13 protein-coding genes are annotated in these 17,355 nt (G+C 65.8%); 5 read left to right on the plus strand and 8 right to left on the minus strand.

Going from position 1 to position 17,355, the window contains the following annotated elements:
• Positions 1-70: 70 nt before the first annotated feature.
• Both CLU87_RS12200 and CLU87_RS12205 read right to left on the minus strand, forming a co-directional pair.
• Positions 71-2,284, minus strand: a complete 2,214-nt coding sequence (locus tag CLU87_RS12200; protein ID WP_056064207.1) for a bifunctional (p)ppGpp synthetase/guanosine-3',5'-bis(diphosphate) 3'-pyrophosphohydrolase — start codon at positions 2,282-2,284, stop codon at positions 71-73.
• Entirely contained in the window at positions 2,281-3,249 is a 969-nt protein-coding gene (locus tag CLU87_RS12205) for an alpha/beta fold hydrolase (RefSeq protein ID WP_099730613.1), read from the minus strand. The genes CLU87_RS12200 and CLU87_RS12205 overlap by 4 nt, the downstream gene beginning before the upstream one ends.
• Positions 3,250-3,365: 116 nt before the next feature.
• On the opposite strand from CLU87_RS12205, the gene CLU87_RS12210 reads away from it, so the two are divergent.
• Positions 3,366-4,148 carry a 3-hydroxybutyrate dehydrogenase gene (locus CLU87_RS12210; protein ID WP_056064213.1) on the plus strand — a complete coding sequence of 261 codons (783 nt, stop codon included), beginning with the start codon at positions 3,366-3,368 and terminating at the stop codon, positions 4,146-4,148.
• Between the two features lie 116 nt (positions 4,149-4,264).
• On the opposite strand, the gene CLU87_RS12215 is transcribed toward CLU87_RS12210, so the two are convergent.
• A complete protein-coding gene (locus tag CLU87_RS12215) occupies positions 4,265-4,978 on the minus strand; it encodes an SIMPL domain-containing protein (RefSeq protein ID WP_099732155.1) in 714 nt (237 codons plus the stop codon).
• Positions 4,979-5,195: 217 nt separating this feature from the next.
• Between CLU87_RS12215 and ompR the strand changes: the two genes are divergently transcribed.
• Complete coding sequence (ompR, locus tag CLU87_RS12220; RefSeq protein ID WP_015014739.1) at positions 5,196-5,927, plus strand: two-component system response regulator OmpR; 732 nt, start codon at positions 5,196-5,198, stop codon at positions 5,925-5,927.
• A gap of 6 nt (positions 5,928-5,933) precedes the next feature.
• On the plus strand, positions 5,934-7,463 hold the full coding sequence (locus CLU87_RS12225) for a sensor histidine kinase (protein ID WP_056064216.1): 1,530 nt from the start codon (positions 5,934-5,936) through the stop codon (positions 7,461-7,463).
• 61 nt (positions 7,464-7,524) lie between these two features.
• Here CLU87_RS12225 and gudD read toward each other — a convergent pair whose 3' ends face one another.
• From gudD to kdgD, 3 genes are all read right to left on the minus strand, one after another.
• Positions 7,525-8,877, minus strand: a complete 1,353-nt coding sequence (gene gudD / locus CLU87_RS12230) for a glucarate dehydratase (protein ID WP_099730614.1) — start codon at positions 8,875-8,877, stop codon at positions 7,525-7,527.
• 49 nt (positions 8,878-8,926) lie between these two features.
• Positions 8,927-9,916: a tripartite tricarboxylate transporter substrate binding protein gene (locus tag CLU87_RS12235; RefSeq protein WP_199170823.1), complete on the minus strand. Its 990-nt coding sequence runs from the start codon at positions 9,914-9,916 to the stop codon at positions 8,927-8,929.
• An 85-nt stretch (positions 9,917-10,001) separates the two neighbouring features.
• Positions 10,002-10,913, minus strand: coding sequence for a 5-dehydro-4-deoxyglucarate dehydratase (gene kdgD, locus CLU87_RS12240; protein ID WP_099730615.1), 912 nt, complete (start codon positions 10,911-10,913; stop codon positions 10,002-10,004).
• A gap of 221 nt (positions 10,914-11,134) precedes the next feature.
• On the opposite strand from kdgD, the gene CLU87_RS12245 reads away from it, so the two are divergent.
• The gene (locus CLU87_RS12245) at positions 11,135-12,172 is read left to right on the plus strand and encodes a LacI family DNA-binding transcriptional regulator (RefSeq protein ID WP_099730616.1); all 1,038 of its coding nucleotides are present in this window, start codon (positions 11,135-11,137) and stop codon (positions 12,170-12,172) included.
• Between the two features lie 45 nt (positions 12,173-12,217).
• Here the strand turns inward: CLU87_RS12245 and ispF are convergent, their stop codons facing one another.
• Positions 12,218-12,697, minus strand: coding sequence for a 2-C-methyl-D-erythritol 2,4-cyclodiphosphate synthase (gene ispF / locus CLU87_RS12250; RefSeq protein ID WP_056064230.1), 480 nt, complete (start codon positions 12,695-12,697; stop codon positions 12,218-12,220).
• A 114-nt stretch (positions 12,698-12,811) separates the two neighbouring features.
• On the minus strand, positions 12,812-13,726 hold the full coding sequence (locus CLU87_RS12255) for a 2-C-methyl-D-erythritol 4-phosphate cytidylyltransferase (protein WP_082565072.1): 915 nt from the start codon (positions 13,724-13,726) through the stop codon (positions 12,812-12,814).
• A 97-nt stretch (positions 13,727-13,823) separates the two neighbouring features.
• On the opposite strand from CLU87_RS12255, the gene mfd reads away from it, so the two are divergent.
• The gene (gene mfd, locus CLU87_RS12260) at positions 13,824-17,288 is read left to right on the plus strand and encodes a transcription-repair coupling factor (RefSeq protein ID WP_099730617.1); all 3,465 of its coding nucleotides are present in this window, start codon (positions 13,824-13,826) and stop codon (positions 17,286-17,288) included.
• Positions 17,289-17,355: the final 67 nt, after the last annotated feature.

Below are 17,355 nucleotides of genomic sequence, written 5' to 3' on the forward strand. Positions count from 1 at the left end.
GCACGGCAGGCTACAAATCACACAACGCGCGCGAAGCGGGCTCACAGGCAAGGCCCGCGCGCGTCTCGCCTCAACGACGGCGGGCAGAACGAACGCCCTGCACCCCAGCCACGATGCCGAGCACCTTGTTCAGGCGGCCTGAGTCGGACACTTCTACCGTGAACGTCATCCACGCCGTGCCTTTGACGGACTGGGTCTGCACACCGATCACATTGGTTTTTTCGCGGGCAAACACTTCCGAGATGTCGCGCAGCAGGCCCTGGCGGTCGGCGGCCTCCACCGCGACGTCCACAGGGTACACCGCCGTGGATGCCGATGGCTTGGGCACGCCCCACTCCACCTCGATCACACGCTCGGCGTTGCGTGCCGCCATCTCGCGGAAGTTGCTGCAGTCGGCACGGTGCACGCTCACCCCTTTGCCGCGCGTGACAAAGCCACGGATGGTGTCCGGCGGTGCGGGCTTGCAGCACTTGGCCAGCTGCGTCATCAGAGAGTCGATGCCCACCACCAGCACACCGCCCTTGGGGGCCGCGTCGTTGGTGCGTGTTTTCTTGAGCAGCAGATAGTCGTCGGGCTGCAGCACGGGCTCGGGCGGGCGCAGCACCGTTTCGATGTTGCGCAGCGAAAACTCATCCTTGCCCACCACCTCAAACAGCGCGTCGGCCGACTTGAAGCCCAGTTGCACCGCCAGATCGTCGAGTTTGATGGCGGTCTTGCCCTCGCGCTGCAGCAGCTTTTCGACCGCCTCGCGGCCCCGGGCCACTGTCTCGTGGGTGGCCTGTGCGTTGAACCAGGCACGCACCTTGGCCTTGGCGCGATTGCTGGTGAGATAGCCCAGCTCGGCATTGAGCCAGTCGCGCGAGGGGCGCCCTTCCTTGACGGTGGAGATTTCAACCGTCTGCCCGTTTTGCAACGGGGTATTGAGCGGCACCATCACACCATCGACCTTGGCGCCCCGGCAGCGGTGGCCCAGGCTGGTGTGGACCGAGTAGGCAAAGTCCACCGGGGTGGCGCCCTGGGGCAGCTCCACCACAGCGGCATCGGGGGTCAGCACGTAGATGCGGTCCTCGAACAAGCCCCGGTTGGGCAACGCGCCCGCAAGGTCCCGCTCCCATGCCAGCAGCTGGCGCAGCACGGCAATCTTGGCGTCGTACTCGCCCGTTGCAGACACACCCGCATAACCTTTGGCCCCGGCCTCCTTATAGGCCCAGTGCGCGGCCACGCCATGCTCGGCGTGTTCGTGCATGGCCTGGGTGCGGATCTGGATCTCGATGGGCTTGCCGTTGTCGTCCCGCACGATGGTGTGCAGCGACTGGTAGCCGTTGGGTTTGGGCTTGGCGATGTAGTCGTCAAACTCCTCCACGATGGGCTTGAACTGCTCGTGCACCCAGCTCAGGGCGGCGTAGCAGTCCTTCACCGTGGGCACCACCACACGCAGCGCGCGGATGTCGAACACCTGATCGAAGTTGAGCGACTTGCCACGCATCTTCTTGACGATGCTGTAGATGTGCTTGGGGCGGCCCGCCACGGTGGCGCTGATGCTGCGCGCACGCAGGTCGGATTCGAGCCGCGCGCGCAGCTGCTCCATGTAGACCTCGCGCTCGCCACGCTTTTCGTCAAGCAGGCGGGCCACTTCCTTGTAGGTGTCGGGCTCCAGGAAGCGGAAGGACAGGTCCTCCAGCTCCCACTTCACCTGCCAGATACCCAGGCGGTTCGCCAGCGGCGCAAACACCTGCAGCGACTCGCGCGCCAGGCTGGGCGACACGGGGCGCTTGCTGGCCGCATGAAAACGGAGCGTCTGCAAGCGCGAGGCCAGCCGCAGCATCACCACACGCAGGTCGCGCGAGAACGCCAGCAGCATCTTGCGCACGTTCTCCGTCTGCACGGCCGGGTCGTCCAGCGGTGCAGCCGCGCGGGCCTGCTGCTGCACGCGCATCAGCTTGGTGGTCTCCACCGCCAGCGCCGCGAAGTTGGCGCCAAAGGCCTTGGCGATCACCTCCTCGGGTTTGTTCAGATGGATGCAGGCGTGTACCAGATAGCTGGCCGCCTGCATGGCTTCGGAACCGCCAATACCCTTGAGGATGGCGGCCACGGCATCGGCATGGGCCAGCGTGTTCTCGCCGGAGTCGAGCGTCTCACCCGCCATCAGGGGTTCGGCAAACGCGCGCGCTCGGGCCAGTGCGTTCACCTGCTCCGGCAGGGTGTGCGCCGTGGCGGCGATGAGCTGGGGGACAGCGTCGGCCTGGGGGGTGAGAGACGCTGGTGCAGGAGGGTTGGTTTTCATCCGGCCACAGCACCTTCTGCCGCCAGCAGGAAATCCGCGACTGCGGCGACCTGGTCTTCCGCCACCAGCGTGGGCGCGTGGCCCACACCGTCAAACTCCACCACGCTGGCCCGGGGCCCGCGCTGCGCCATGGCCTGCGCCGTATCGCGTGAGAGCAGGTCGGACTGCCCACCACGCAACAGCAACGTCTGGGCCGTGATGTGGTCATACAGCTGCCACAGCGCCGCCTCGCCCGCCGCCGCAGCCTCCTGCGTCAACGTCTTGAACGGCACCGCAATCGCCGGGTCATAGTGCAGCGCAAGACCGCCTCCGGCGGACTGCGGCAGCTCGCGCACCATGGCGCGCGACAGGTCCAGCCACTGGGCGGGCGTGTGGGGGCCAAAGCTGGTGGAGATGGCCCACATCGCATCGGCCGCCTGCTGCAGCGATGCAAACCGCGCGGGCTGCCCCAGATACTGCCCGATGCGCTGCAGCGCCTGCCACTGGATGACAGGCCCCACATCGTTCAGCACCAGCCGGCGCACAGGCACCGGCAAGGGCAGGCCCGGCTGGCCGGTGATGCCCATGCCGATGAGTCCACCCATGCTCGTGCCCACCCAGTCCAGCGTGGTGATGGGGGCTTGCTGGTGCAACTGCGCCAGCAATGCCAGCATGTCCGCCGCGTATTGAGGAATCTGGTAGCCCATGGGGTCGGCCAGCCAGTCACTGCGTCCCCGGCCCACTACGTCGGGGCAGATCACCCGTGCATGCTGGCTCAGCACGCGGGCCACGGTATCAAAATCCCGCCCCTGGCGCGACAGGCCATGCACGCAGACGATGACGTGCGGGTGTGCGGGGTTGCCGGTGGCGTTCCACTCCCAATACGCCATGCGGTGCTGCTGTGCGGGAGCGGGTGCGCGGTCTGGAGTCTCCGGCGAGGCCGCGGGGCCTGGGCACAGTACGTAGTTCAGCGTAGGTTCAATCATGGGTGCGAAATCCGGGGGCAGCGCTCGATAATGCTGTGGTCGTTGGCACCCATCGCTTGCCCCTGAGTGCCGACTTTTTCTTGTCGTCGCATCGTAATTCATTCGGAGAGACTCCCATGCTGAAAGGCAAAACTGCCCTCGTCACCGGCTCCACCAGCGGCATTGGTCTTGGCATCGCCAAGGCCCTGGCGCGCCAGGGCGCCAACATCGTGCTCAACGGCTTTGGCGATGTGGATGGCCCCCGCGCCGAGGTGCTGGCAGCTGGCGAGGCTGCGGGCGCCCAGGTGGCTTACCACGGCGCCGATATGAGCCGTGTAGCCGACATCGAAGACATGATGAAGTACAGCGCCAGCCAGTTTGGCCGCGTGGACATTCTGATCAACAACGCAGGCATCCAGCATGTGGCCAATGTGGAGAACTTTCCCGTCGAACGCTGGGACTCCATCATCGCCATCAACCTGACCAGTGCCTTCCACACCTCGCGCCTGGCCCTGCCCGCGATGAAGAGCGCCAACTGGGGCCGCATCATCAACGTGGCGTCGGTGCACGGCCTGGTGGGATCGGCTCAGAAGTCCGCCTATGTAGCCGCCAAGCACGGCATCGTGGGCCTGACCAAGGTCACCGCGCTGGAAAACGCCACCACCGGCGTGACCTGCAACGCCATCTGCCCAGGCTGGGTGCTGACGCCACTGGTGCAAAAGCAGGTGGACGCCAAGGCCGCCGAACACGGCATATCCAATGAAGAAGCCAAGAAGCTGCTGCTGGGCGAGAAGGAGCCTTCGATGCAGTTCACTACGCCCGAGGAGTTGGGCGAACTGGCCGTGTTCTTCTGCTCCCCCGCCGCCAACAACGTGCGTGGCGTGGCGTGGAACATGGACGGCGGCTGGGCTGCTCAGTAAGCCGGTGCTGAGCAATCGCTCTGCTTTTGATAGCTGCCAGCGCTTATTGCACTAGCGCTTGCAGCCGTTTTTATTTCAAACAGGGCACACCCAGCGACTCAGGGGGCTCAGAGGCCTCAGCGCATCTGCACCGAGCCCGACACGTTCACCGTGACCTGGGCCTTGCCCGCTTCCACCGGCACGGCTGAGTCCGAGAACGACGCCGCCTTGGCCTCGGCGGCCATCATGCGGGGCCGGGGGCCGGGCGACATTTCATTGCTGTTCACCGCCACTTCGCGCAAGCTGCAGTTCGCAAATCCAAAGCCCTTGGCCAGTTCGGCCGCACGGGCCTTGAACTGCTCGATGGCCTGGGTCTGGGCCTCGGACTCCACCTTGGCGCGGGCCTCGCGCGACAGGCCAAACGCCACCTGGCTGATCGCCAAGGTCTGAATCTTGCCGGCGGTGGCCGTGATGCGTGCAAAGTCACGGCCCTCCAGCACCAGTTCGGCCCGGCCCTGCCAGCCGTTGATCTTGCCGTCCTTGCCGTAGCGCGGGTACAGCCCGAACGGACCGGTGCGCACGTCCAGCTGTCCGGGCTGCGCATTGCGCTTGGCCTCAGTCAGTGCAGCATCCAGCGCCTGCTTGAGTTGGGTTTGCACGGTAGCGGCATCGGCGGCCTCTTTGCTGGTGGCAAGGTTGAGCACCAGCAGGTCTTGCTGCACCTCCACCGTGCCCGTGGCCGACAGCTGCACCACGTTGCGCAGCTCAGGGGCCGGTGTATTTTGGGCAAAAGCGGCGCTTGCGCAGGCGATCAATGCACTGGCAGCTATCAATTTAGTAGTGTTTTTCATCATCACTCGGTCCTTGTCATTGGTGCACGCCCAGGTTGCCAGGGGTGCGGGGCCCCACCTTAACCGCAGTGCGCTACGCCCTTGACAAAGCCATGTCGCACGAGGTGCGAAGCTGGGCAAAACTTGTAACAGTTGGTCAAACCCGGCCTCCAAACCCGAACTTCGGCGTTCCAACTGGTCAGAATTGGCTCTGTTACAAATTGGACTTGAGATCAACATGGCCACAACACCCAATCGCACCGACAAAGTTCTGGTAGTGGACGACGACGCCCGCATCCGCGACCTGCTGCGCCGCTACCTCACCCAAGAGGGTTTTGAAGTCATGGTTGCCGAAGACGGCAAGGCCCTCAACCGCCTGCTGCTGCGCGAGACGGTGGACATCATCGTGCTGGACCTGATGATGCCCGGCGAAGACGGTTTGTCGATCTGCCGCCGCCTGCGTGCCGCCAACGACCGCACCCCCATCATCATGCTAACTGCCAAGGGCGAGGACGTGGACCGCATCGTGGGCCTGGAAGTGGGCGCCGACGATTACCTGGGCAAGCCCTTCAACCCGCGCGAGCTGCTCGCCCGCATCCACGCCGTGCTGCGCCGCCGCCCCGCCCAGGAAGCCCCGGGCGCCCCATCGGGCGACAACGAAGTCGTCACCTTTGGCCCCTTCACCTTCGACCTGGGCACGCGCGCACTGCAGCGCAATGGCGAAGAACTGCCTTTGACCACCGGCGAATTCGCCATGCTTAAGGCCCTGGTGCGCCACCCGCGCCAGCCCCTGTCGCGCGAAAAGCTGGCTCTGCTGGCCCGCGGCCGCGAGTTCGAGCCCTTCGACCGCAGCCTGGACGTGCAGGTCTCTCGCCTGCGCAAGCTGGTGGAAGTGGACGCAGCAGCGCCCCGCTACATCCAGACCGTCTGGGGCGTGGGCTACGTGTTTGTGCCGGACGGAACGAGCTGATAGTTCATGGCCAACACCGAGGGCAAGCCGAGATCTTCGTCCCGCAAGTCTGTCACCGCCCCCTCCGACGCCACCAGCCCTGCCCCGCTGGAGGCCATTCGGCGGGCGCGGGAACAGCGTGCGCGCGTCGGTCTGAACCTTTTCTGGCGCACGTTTTTTCTGCTGGCCCTGCTGCTGGTGGGCAGCATCCTGGCGTGGCTGCAAACCCTGCGCGCGCTGGAGTTTGAACCGCGCACGCTGCAGACCGCGCAGCAGATTGCATCGCTGGTCAACCTGAGCCGCGCCGCGCTGGTGCACTCCGACGCCATCGCGCGCGTGTCGCTGATCAAGACCATGGCCGACCAGGAGGGGGTGCGCATCCTGCCGCGCGAGCCCAAGGACAAGTACGCACTGCTCGATCCGACGGCCCTGGGCAACCGCCTGACCGACGAGCTGACAATGCGCCTGGGCCCGGACACCATCGTGGCGCAAAGCGTGAACGGAGAAAACGGCCTGTGGGTCGGCTTCAACATCAACGGCGACCCCAACTGGCTGTTGATGGACCGCTCGCGCTTCAGCCCGGCAGGGGGACGCACCTGGCTGATCTGGCTGATCACGGCCGCCGCGCTGTCGCTGGCCGGTGCCGCGGCCATTGCGCGGCTGATCAACCGCCCGCTCAAGCAGCTGTCCTATGCGGCCAACCGCGTCAAAGACGGTGACTTTGCCGCCAGCCACCTCGACGAAGAAGTGGTGACCAGCGAAATCCGCGAGGTGAACATCGGCTTCAACCGCATGGCCCAAAAGCTGGCCAAGCTGGAACAGGACCGCGCCGTGATGCTGGCAGGCATTTCGCACGACCTGCGCACGCCGCTGGCGCGCCTGCGGCTGGAAACCGAGATGAGCGTGACCGACGAAGTGGCCCGCGAGCACATGGTGGCCGACATCGTGCAGCTAGACGCCACCATCGACAAGTTTCTGGACTACGCACGGCCCGACCACGTGACGCTCACGCCGGTGAACCTGCATGCGGTGGTGTCGTCATGTGTGTACGCGGTGCAGGACCACCGCGAGCTGCAGATCACCATGGCGGTGCCTGAGGACCTGAACGTGCTGGCAGACGAGGTGGAACTGGCCCGTGTGATCTCCAACCTGCTGGAAAACGCCCGGCGCTACGGCAAGAACGAGGACACGGGCATCACCAACGTGGACATCGCCGCCAAGAGCCGCGAAAACTGGGTGCTGATCAAGTTGCGCGACCACGGCGCTGGCGTGCCGCCTGAGCAGCTGTCCAACCTCACCAAGCCGTTCTTCCGGGGCGACTCGGCGCGCACGGCGGCGGCGGGTGCGGGCCTGGGGCTGTCGATTGTGGACAAGACGGTGCAGCGCATGGGCGGCATTTTTGCGCTGGCCAACTCCAGCACCGGAGGCCTGGTGGCCCACCTGCAACTGCAGCGCGCCACCAGCCTGCCCGAAGGCGTGGACCCCAAGCAGCGCCTGCAGCGCCCATCCGTCAAGCGCCAGCTGCCCCGGCGACGGGCGGAAGACAGGATGGCCTGATCCCCTGCCCTGCCCCCAACACAAAGCCCTCCACTGGAGGGCTTTGTGTTTTGGAACCGCCTCAGCGCACCATGCAAGGTGACTTGTTGTTGAACTTCCAGCCGGGGATCAGGTACTGCATCGCAATCGCGTCGTCGCGTGCCCCCAGGCCGTGCTGCAGGTACAGGCGGTGGGCGCGCTCAACCTCGTCCATGTCCAGCTCTACCCCCAGACCGGGCTTCTTGGGCAGGTCAATGAAACCATTCCTGATCTGGAACGGCTGCTTCGTCAGGCGCTCGCCGTCCTGCCAGATCCAGTGCGTGTCGATCGCGGTCACGCGGCCCGGGGCAGCGGCGCCCACGTGGGTGAACATGGCCAGCGAAACATCGAAATGGTTGTTGGAGTGCGAGCCCCAGGTCAGGCCGAAGGCCTGGCACATCTGCGCCACACGCACTGATCCGGCCATGGTCCAGAAATGCGGGTCTGCCAGCGGAATATCCACCGACTGCAGCGCCAGGCTGTGCGCCATTTCGCGCCAGTCGGTGGCCACCATGTTGGTAGCGGTCGGCAGGCCGGTGGCGCGGCGGAACTCGGCCATCACCTCGCGGCCCGAGAACACGCCTTCTGCGCCGCAGGGGTCTTCGGCATAGGCCATCACGCCATGCAGGTCGCGCGTGAGGCGGATGGCGTCTTTCAACAGCCAGCCGCCATTGGGGTCCAGCGTCACGCGCGCTTCGGGGAAGCGCTCGTGCAGCGCGCGGATGGCCTCGACCTCTTCCTCGCCACGCAGCACACCGCCCTTGAGCTTGAAGTCAGCAAAGCCATAGCGCTGGTAAGCGGCCTCGGCCAGGCGCACGATGCCCTCAGCCGTCATCGCCTTTTCGTTGCGCAGGCGGAACCAGTCGTTGTCAGCGCCGGGCTCGGTGCGGTAGGCCAAATCGGTCTTGGTGCGGTCGCCCACATAGAACAGGTAGCCCAGCATTTGCACCGATGTGCGCTGAACGCCGTCGCCCAGCAGCGCGGCCACGGGCACGCCCAGGTGCTGGCCCAGCAGATCGAGAAAGGCCGACTCCACCGCCGTCACGGCATGGATGGTGATGCGAAGGTCAAAGGTCTGCAGGCCACGCCCGCCCGCATCGCGGTCGGCAAACTGGGCGCGCATGGCATTGAGCACGGCGTTGTGGTGACCCACGGGCTGGCCCACGATGAGCGGTCGCGCATCTTCGATGGTCTGGCGGATCTTCTCGCCGCCGGGTACTTCGCCCACGCCTGTGTTGCCCGCGCTGTCACGCAGGATGAGCAGGTTGCGCGTGAAGAACGGACCGTGCGCGCCGCTCAGGTTCATGAGCATGCTGTCGTGGCCCGCTACAGGCACCACGCGCAGCTCGGTGATAACGGGGGTGCTGGTGGCAGATGGATTGGAAGAGTTGGTCATGGTGGTCAGAAAACGAGGATGAGGCGCGCCCGGCGCCTCGTGGCAGGGCTCAATCAGCGGTGATTTTTCGGGTCTCGATCACGGTCTTCCAACGGGCGAATTCGCGCGCTTGGTAGGCGGTGAAGGCTTCGGGCGTGCTGCCGACAATCTCCAGGCCCTGGTCCAGCATGCGCTTTTTCACGGCAGGGTCGTTGATGGCCGCGATGGCGGCGTCAGCGAGCTTCTTCTTGAGTGCTGGCGGCAGGCCCTTGGGTGCGGCCATGCCCTGCCAGGAGTACACCTCAGCACCGGTCACGCCCGCTTCGGCCAGCGTGGGTACATCCGGCAGCACAGGGCTGCGCTTGTCGCCCGTCACAGCGATGGCGTGCAGCTTGCCCGCACGGATGTGCTGCAACACGGCGTTCACGTTCTGGAACGAGAACTCCACCTGCCCGCCCAGCAGGTCGTTGATGGCCGGTGCGCCACCCTTGTAGGGAATGTGCAGGCCTTCGGTGCCACTCTGCTGCCAGAACACTTCGGCAGAAAGGTGGTCTGACGAGCCGTTGCCCGAGCTGGCAAAACTCACCTTGCCCGGGTTGGCCTTGAGCTGGGCGATCACCTCCTTCACGGTGCGCGCCTTCTGCCCGGGGGCTGCGACCAGCACGTTGGGCGCCTGTACCGGCACGGTGATGTAGTCAAAGTCCTTGAGGGCGTCGTATGGCACGCTCTTGAGCAAATGCGGCGCCACGACAAAGGCACCCAGCGACGACACCAGCAGCGTGTAGCCATCGGCTGGCGCGCGCTTGACCATGCCCGCGCCCAGTGTGCCCGTGGCACCCGGGCGGTTGTCCACCACGAAGTTCTGGCCCAACTTGTCGCCCATGTGCAGGGCTATGGCGCGGGCCACCATGTCGGTGGAACCGCCGGCCGGGAACGGCACGACGATGGTCACGGGTTTATCGGGCCAGGTGGCAGCAGCGGGCGCGGCGGTCTGCGCAGATGCGGCAAAAGCAAGGCCACAGGCGGCAGCAACAAGCAACAGTTTCTTGGCAACGAACATGAGGGTGTCTCCGAAAGTAGTAATGGCAGGCCCTCTGCGGGGCCTCGGGGGTGGATGAGAAAAGGAAGGAATCAGTCGGCCGCGCTTACTGCGGCCCGAGCTTGTCAATCAGCGCCTTGAGCTCTTCCATCTCATGGGGCTTGAGGTCCGTCAGCGGCGCCCGCACTGGCCCGCCGTCATGGCCCACGATGCGCGCCCCCGCCTTGATGATCGACACGCCATAGCCCTCGACCCGGTTGCGGATGGCCAGGTACGGCATGAAGAACGACTTGAGCAGCCGGTGCTGCGTGGCCGTGTCATCGCTGGCCACCGCCTTGTAGAACTCCATCGCCGTCTTGGGGATGAAGTTGAACACCGCCGACGAATACACCGGCGTGCCCAGCGCCTTGTAGGCAGCGGCATACACCTCCGCCGTGGGCAGACCGCCCAGGTACGAAAAGCGGTCCCCCATCTTCATGTAGATGGAAGACATGGTCTCGATGTTGCCCACACCGTCCTTGAACCCCACCAGGTTCGGACAACGGTCGGCCAGGATGGCCAGGGACTCGGCCGTGAGCTTGGTGCGGTCACGGTTGTAGACGATCACACCAAACTTCACGCTCTTGCAGACCTGCTCCACATGGGCGATCAGGCCTTCCTGGCCGGCTTCGGTCAGGTAATGCGGCAACAGCAGGATGCCATGGGCACCCAGCCGCTCGGCCTCTTGCGCATGGGCAATGGCCGTGCGGGTAGGACCACCGGCACCGGCAATGATCGGCACCTTGCCCCGGCAGGTATCCACGGCCGTCTTGATGACCTCGCTGTACTCCGGGCCCGAGAGCGAGAAGTACTCGCCGGTGCCACCGGCGGCAAACAGGGCGCTGGCGCCATAGGGGGCGAGCCACTCCAGGCGCTCGATGTAGGTCTTGGGGCGGAAGTTGCCCTGCTCGTCGAAGTCGGTGATGGGGAACGAGAGCAGGCCGGAGCCCATGATGGTTTTGAGTTCTTGCGGGGTCATGGTGAAAAGCGGGCGGTGGGTAAGAGGTCTTTAGAAGTCGTACAAGTCACAGAATTTCTGCTCTATGCGGAGAAATTTCTGCGATTTATGCAAATGTTAACGTTAACATCATCAGACAACATAGTGAAAACCCTTATGTTGACGAATTTCACTGGAGTGCCGTCGCACAGTAGCGTGCACGGTGCCAGCCCGAAGTCACGCGCCCTTTAGACTCCACCACCATGCAAGCTCCTGATCCGGCCCGCACTGCCCCACCCTCCGGCCGCGACCGCTCGGCGGTCACGCTGCGCGAGGTGGCCGAACGGGCAGGCGTGTCGATGATTACCGTGTCTCGCGCCATCAACACGCCGCAGCAGGTGTCTGAGCGCACACGGCAACGGGTTCAGGAAGCCGTTTCCGCATTGGGCTATGTGCCCAACCTGGTGGCAGGCGGGTTGCGTTCGGCGCGCAGCCATGTGGTGACGGCACTGGTCCCCACGCTCACGGGGCCTCTGTTTGGTGAAATGGTGCAGGCCCTCACCGATGCGCTGGAACTGCGCGGCTTTCAGGTCATGGTGGGCCAGGTGGGCTACGCCCGTTCACGCGAAGACGAGTTGCTGCGCGCCATCGTGGGCCGGCGGCCCGATGGGATCGTGCTCACGGGGGTCATGCACTCACCCGAGGGGCGGCGGTTGCTGATGGCCTCGGGCATTCCGGTGGTGGAAACCTGGGACTTCACGGACACCCCCATCGACATGCTGGTCGGCCTGCGCCACGAAGCGCTGGGCGCCGCCGTGTGCGAGCACCTGTTCGCCAGGGGACGGCGACGGCTGGCGCTGCTCAGTGGCGGAGACGAGCGCGCAGCGCGGCGCGCTCAGGGCTTTGCCGACGCCGCCGCGCGCCTGGGGCTGCGCCCGCCCGCCGTGCGACTGGGTAAATCACCCACCACCCACGCAGATGGCCGTGCCGGGCTCGCAGCCCTGCTGGCCGACGTGCCCGATATCGACGCAGTGTTCTGCAGCTCCGACATGCTCGCCCTGGGCGTGCTCACCGAAGCCAGGGCCCGCGCAATCGCAGTGCCTCAGCAACTCGCTGTGATGGGGTTTGGCGACATCGACTTTGCCGCGACCGTCAGCCCGGCTCTTTCCAGCGTGCGCATCGATGGCACACGCATGGGCCAGACAGCAGCTCAGTGGATTGCCGACCGGGCCGAGAGCAAGGCAGTCGCCCAGCCCGTGGTGGACATCGGCTTTTCCATCGTGGAGCGCAGCAGCAGCTGAGCGCTGCAAGACCCTGCGGCAAAGGCCGGGCCAATCCCCAGCGGCTTACGCCCGGTAGACCAGCGCTATGGCCCGTGCCTCCATGGCCAGCCCCTGCCCTACCGGGCCCAGGCGCTCGGCCGTCTTGGCTTTCACATTGACCTGGTCCTCTGCCACACCCACCGCGCGGGCGATGGCGGCCCGCATGCCAGGGATGTGCGCCGCCAGGCGTGGGGCCTGGGCGACGACCGTGCTGTCGATGTTGCCGATCTCAAAGCCCGCTGCGCGCACCCGCCGCGCCGCCTCGGCCAGCAGCACGCCCGAGTCTGCACCCCGGAACGCGGCATCGGTGTCGGGGAAATGGCGGCCAATGTCTCCCAGTGCCGCCGCGCCCAGCAGCGCGTCAGTGATGGCGTGCAGCAGTACGTCGGCGTCCGAGTGGCCCAGCAGGCCTGTCGGGTGAGGGATCTCCACCCCACCAATCACCAGGCGGCGGCCGGGCACCAGCGCATGTACGTCCCAGCCTTCTCCAATCCTGAAATTCATTTGTCTGCCTTTGTGAAGGTTTGTGTGAGGAGTCGCGGGGAACGTCGGACGGTTTCCCTCGATGAGCAACGCAGTCAGCGCGCCAGTGATGCCGGCAGCGCCATGCGCAGCGGACTAAAAAAGATTCTTCTTGCCAGGGGCCTTACTCACCTGCCCCCGCTCCCCGCCAAAGCGTTCCAGCGTGGTGCTGTGCGCACGCTGGGCCAGCACCGCAGCCGCCAGCGCGAAATCGTCCGGGTAAGTGACCTTGAAATTCTGCGCCCCGCCGGGCACCAGCCGGGGGTGAAAACCCAGGGCCTCCATCGCACTGGCTTCATCGGTCACGTTGGAGCCCACCTTGTCGATGGCCTCCATCAGCGGGCCGATGCGGAACATCTGCGGCGTCTGCGCCAGCCACTTGTCGCTGCGGTCCACGGTGGAGGCCACGCGCACGCCGCCCGGGCCGTCGATGGAAGTCTTGAGCGTGTCGGCCAGCTTGTGCGCCAACAGGCCCCCCACACTGTCGCCCGCGCATTGGTCGATGAGCGCATCGATCTGCTCTGAGGTCACGAGGCAGCGCGCTGCGTCATGCACCAGCACCCAGTCGCCAGGCTGGGCACCACGATCCAGCAGCGCCTTGAGGCCACCCAGCACCGTGTCGGCACGCGTGGGGCCACCACACTCCACCACAAAAAATGCGGGATGGGCATGGGCATCCAGAAAGTGATCCCCTGGCGCCACGGCCACCAGCGTACCCAGCAAGCGCCCGACTCCGGCAAACGCAGCCAGTGTGTGCAGCACCATCGGATGGCCTGCCACCAGGTGGTATTGCTTGGGCAACGGGGCAACCGCCACGGGTGCATTGGCAGACAACGCTGAGGCGGGCGAAAAAGCCGCCACGGTCGATGCCTGCACAGGCTGTGCAGAAGGGGCCATGCCTGCGCCTGCCGGCACGGCCCGCGACCCGACCCCTGCACAGGGCACCAAGGCCCAAAAACGCCCTTGGGCCGACAAGGGGGTGAGCGAAGGGTGCAACAGAGGAGCAGTCATGGAGCGCTCATTCTAAAATCTCCCGTTGCCCCCGATCCAGCCCGTGCGTGTTTCGCGCCCCTGGGGATGCGGTGGGCCCACTGACGACACCGTCCGCATGGAACTCCCCAAACTCTCCCCCGGAAAACGCTTTGCCCTGCCCCGCCCCGTGGGCAGCGCCGACTCCCTGCTGCTGGCACGCCTGGCCGAGCGCGACAAGGCCGCTGGCCACACCACCGCCATCGTCACGTCCGACGCCACCGATGCACAGCGGCTCATCGACGAAATGGCCTTTTTTGCGCCGGGCCTGCGCTGCGCACTGTTCCCCGACTGGGAGACGCTGCCTTACGACACCTTCTCCCCGCACCAGGACCTGATCAGCGAGCGGCTGGCCACGCTGTGGCGCATTTCGCAAGGCGAAGCCGATGTCGTGCTGGTGCCCGCCACCACCGCGTTGTACCGGCTCGCGCCGCCCTCCTTCCTCGCGGGCTACACCTTCCACTTCAAGGTCAAGCAAAAGCTCGACGAGGCCAAATTCAAGGCCCAGCTCACGCTGGCGGGCTACAGCCATGTCTCGCAGGTGGTGAGCCCGGGCGAGTACGCCGTGCGCGGCGGGCTGATCGACCTGTTCCCCATGGGCTCGCTCGTACCCTTCCGCGTGGACCTGTTCGACGACGAGATCGACAGCATCCGCACCTTCGACCCCGACAGCCAGCGCAGCCTGTACCCCGTGCCTGAGGTGCGCCTGCTGCCCGGCCGCGAGTTCCCCATGGACGACGAGGCGCGCGCCAAATTCCGCAGCCGCTGGCGCGAGATGCTCGAGGGCGACCCGACCAAGAGCCGCATCTACAAGGACATGGGCGCGGGCGTGGCCACGGCCGGCATCGAGTACTACCTGCCGCTGTTCTTCGACGAGACCGCCACCGTGTTCGACTACCTGGGCGGCGAAGCCACCGTGGTGCTGCACGGCGACCTGGAGCCCGCCTTCCAGCGCTTCTGGCAGGACACGAAAGACCGCTTTCGCCTAGTGCAGGGCGACCCCGAGCGCCCGGTGCTGCCACCCGAGGCGCTGTTCCTCTCGGCCGACCAGTTCTACACGCGCGCCAAGGAGCATGCCCAGCTGTCCATCCGCCCCGGCGTGGAGGATATTGCCGACAACCCGCACTTCCAGAAGCTGGGCGACCTGTCGGTGGTGCGTGGTGCCGAAGACCCGCTGGCCCGTCTACACGCCCACATCCGCAACACGCAACACCGCGTGCTGCTGCTGGCTGAGAGCGATGGCCGGCGCGAGAGCCTGCTCGACTTTCTGCGCGCCAGCGGGGTGAACCCACCTGCCTTCGACTCGCTGGCCGAGTTCCAAGGCGCGGACGATGAGAAGGTGGGCATCGCCACCGCCGGCCTCACCGTGGGCTTCAGCTGGATCGAGGACGGCATCGACTTCGTCACCGAGACCGAGCTCTTCGCCGCCGGCCCCACCACGCGCCGGCGCAAGAAGCAGGAGCAGGTGAGCGACGTCGAGGCGCTGATCAAGGACCTGGCCGAGCTCAACGTGGGCGACCCCGTGGTGCACAGCGCGCACGGCATCGGCCGCTACCGGGGCCTGGTCAACATGGACGTGGGCAACAAGAACCCCGACGGCACGCCCGCCATGCAGGAGTTCTTGCACCTCGAATACGCCGACAAGGCCGTGCTCTACGTGCCCGTGAGCCAGCTGCAGCTCATCAGCCGCTACACCGGCGTCAGCGCTGATGAGGCGCCGCTGCACAAGCTCGGCAGCGGCCAGTGGGAAAAGGCCAAACGCAAGGCCGCCGAGCAGGTGCGCGACAGCGCGGCCGAGCTGCTCAATATCTACGCCCGCCGCGCCGCGCGCGAGGGCCATGCCTTCCGCTACAGCCCGCAGGACTACGAGACCTTTGCCAACGACTTCGGTTTTGAAGAAACGGCCGACCAGAACGCCGCCATCCACGCGGTGATCCAGGACATGATCAGCCCCCGCCCCATGGACCGCCTGGTCTGCGGCGACGTGGGCTTTGGCAAGACCGAGGTCGCCCTGCGCGCTGCCTTCGTGGCGGTGACGGGCGGCAAGCAGGTGGCCTTCCTCGCGCCCACCACGCTGCTGGCCGAGCAGCACTACCAGACGCTGGTGGACCGCTTCAGCAAATGGCCGGTGAAGGTGGCCGAGGTGTCGCGCTTTCGCTCGGGCAAGGAGATCACCGCCGCCATCAAGGGCATCGGCGACGGGACGGTGGACATCGTGGTGGGCACGCACAAGCTGCTGTCTGAGTCCACCAAGTTCCACAACCTGGGCCTGCTCATCATCGACGAGGAGCACCGCTTCGGCGTGCGCCACAAGGAGCAGATGAAGGCCCTGCGCGCCGAGGTCGATGTGCTGACCCTCACGGCAACACCCATCCCGCGCACGCTGGGCATGGCACTGGAAGGCCTGCGCGACCTGTCGGTCATCGCCACCGCGCCGCAGCGGCGCCTGGCGATCAAGACCTTCGTGCGCAACGAGGGCACGGGCGTGATCCGCGAGGCGGTGCTGCGTGAATTGAAGCGCGGCGGGCAGGTGTACTTCCTGCACAACGAGGTGGAAACCATCGAGAACCGCCGCCAGAAGCTCGAAGAGATACTGCCCGAGGCGCGCATCGCTGTGGCCCACGGCCAGATGCCGGAGCGCGAACTGGAGCGCGTGATGCGCGACTTCGTGGCCCAGCGCTACAACATCCTGCTGTGCTCGACCATCATCGAGACCGGCATCGACGTGCCCACGGCCAACACCATCATCATGAGCCGCGCCGACAAGTTCGGCCTGGCGCAGCTGCACCAGCTGCGCGGGCGCGTGGGCCGCAGCCACCACCAGGCGTACGCCTACCTGATGGTGCCCGACACCGAGGGCCTGACCAAGCAGGCCGCGCAGCGCCTCGATGCGATCCAGCAGATGGAAGAACTGGGCAGCGGCTTCTACCTGGCCATGCACGACCTGGAGATCCGCGGCGCGGGCGAGGTGCTGGGCGAGAACCAGAGCGGCAACATGCTCGAAGTGGGCTTTCAGCTCTACAACGAGATGCTCAATGAAGCCGTCAAGGCGCTCAAGGCAGGCAAAGAACCCGACCTGCTCTCGCCCCTGTCGGTCACCACCGACATCAACCTGCACGCCCCCGCCCTGCTGCCCGACGACTACTGCGGCGACGTGCACCTGCGCCTGTCGTTCTACAAGAAGCTGGCCACGGCCAAGACGCCCGACCAGATCGACGGCCTGCTCGAAGAGATCGTGGACCGCTTCGGCAAGCTGCCGCCGCAGGCGCAAACGCTGATCGACGTGCACCGCCTGCGCGTGCTGAGCCAGCCCTACGGCGTGGTGAAGGTGGATGCCGCCCCGGGCGTGATCAACATCACCTTCAAGCCCCAGCCGCCCATCGACCCCATGCGCATCATCGAGCTGATTCAGAAGAACAAGCACATCAAGCTGGCGGGCAACGAAAAGCTGCGCATCGAGCGCGAGCTGAAGGAGCCCAAGGACCGCGCACAGATGGTGCGGGACATTCTGCGCAGCCTGGGACAACCCGTGGTGGCTGCATAGCACTTTACAAGCCAGAGAGGCCACAAGCGCTAGTGAATCATGCGCTGATAGCTATCAAAAGAGAAGC

This window comes from Acidovorax sp. 59 (assembly GCF_002754175.1).
Taxonomy (GTDB): Bacteria; Pseudomonadota; Gammaproteobacteria; order Burkholderiales; family Burkholderiaceae_C; genus Acidovorax; species Acidovorax delafieldii.

Excerpts from the sequence above, each read along its gene's own strand:
- CLU87_RS12215 (WP_099732155.1), bottom strand. The coding sequence starts at position 4,978 with ATGAAAAACACTACTAAATTGATAGCTGCCAGTGCATTGATCGCCTGC.
- CLU87_RS12200 (WP_056064207.1), bottom strand. The coding sequence starts at position 2,284 with ATGAAAACCAACCCTCCTGCACCAGCGTCTCTCACCCCCCAGGCCGAC.
- ompR (WP_015014739.1), top strand. The coding sequence starts at position 5,196 with ATGGCCACAACACCCAATCGCACCGACAAAGTTCTGGTAGTGGACGAC.
- CLU87_RS12225 (WP_056064216.1), top strand. The coding sequence starts at position 5,934 with ATGGCCAACACCGAGGGCAAGCCGAGATCTTCGTCCCGCAAGTCTGTC.
- CLU87_RS12255 (WP_082565072.1), bottom strand. The coding sequence starts at position 13,726 with ATGACTGCTCCTCTGTTGCACCCTTCGCTCACCCCCTTGTCGGCCCAA.
- kdgD (WP_099730615.1), bottom strand. The coding sequence starts at position 10,913 with ATGACCCCGCAAGAACTCAAAACCATCATGGGCTCCGGCCTGCTCTCG.
- CLU87_RS12205 (WP_099730613.1), bottom strand. The coding sequence starts at position 3,249 with ATGATTGAACCTACGCTGAACTACGTACTGTGCCCAGGCCCCGCGGCC.
- ispF (WP_056064230.1), bottom strand. The coding sequence starts at position 12,697 with ATGAATTTCAGGATTGGAGAAGGCTGGGACGTACATGCGCTGGTGCCC.
- gudD (WP_099730614.1), bottom strand. The coding sequence starts at position 8,877 with ATGACCAACTCTTCCAATCCATCTGCCACCAGCACCCCCGTTATCACC.
- CLU87_RS12210 (WP_056064213.1), top strand. The coding sequence starts at position 3,366 with ATGCTGAAAGGCAAAACTGCCCTCGTCACCGGCTCCACCAGCGGCATT.
- CLU87_RS12245 (WP_099730616.1), top strand. The coding sequence starts at position 11,135 with ATGCAAGCTCCTGATCCGGCCCGCACTGCCCCACCCTCCGGCCGCGAC.
- CLU87_RS12235 (WP_199170823.1), bottom strand. The coding sequence starts at position 9,916 with ATGTTCGTTGCCAAGAAACTGTTGCTTGTTGCTGCCGCCTGTGGCCTT.
- mfd (WP_099730617.1), top strand. The coding sequence starts at position 13,824 with ATGGAACTCCCCAAACTCTCCCCCGGAAAACGCTTTGCCCTGCCCCGC.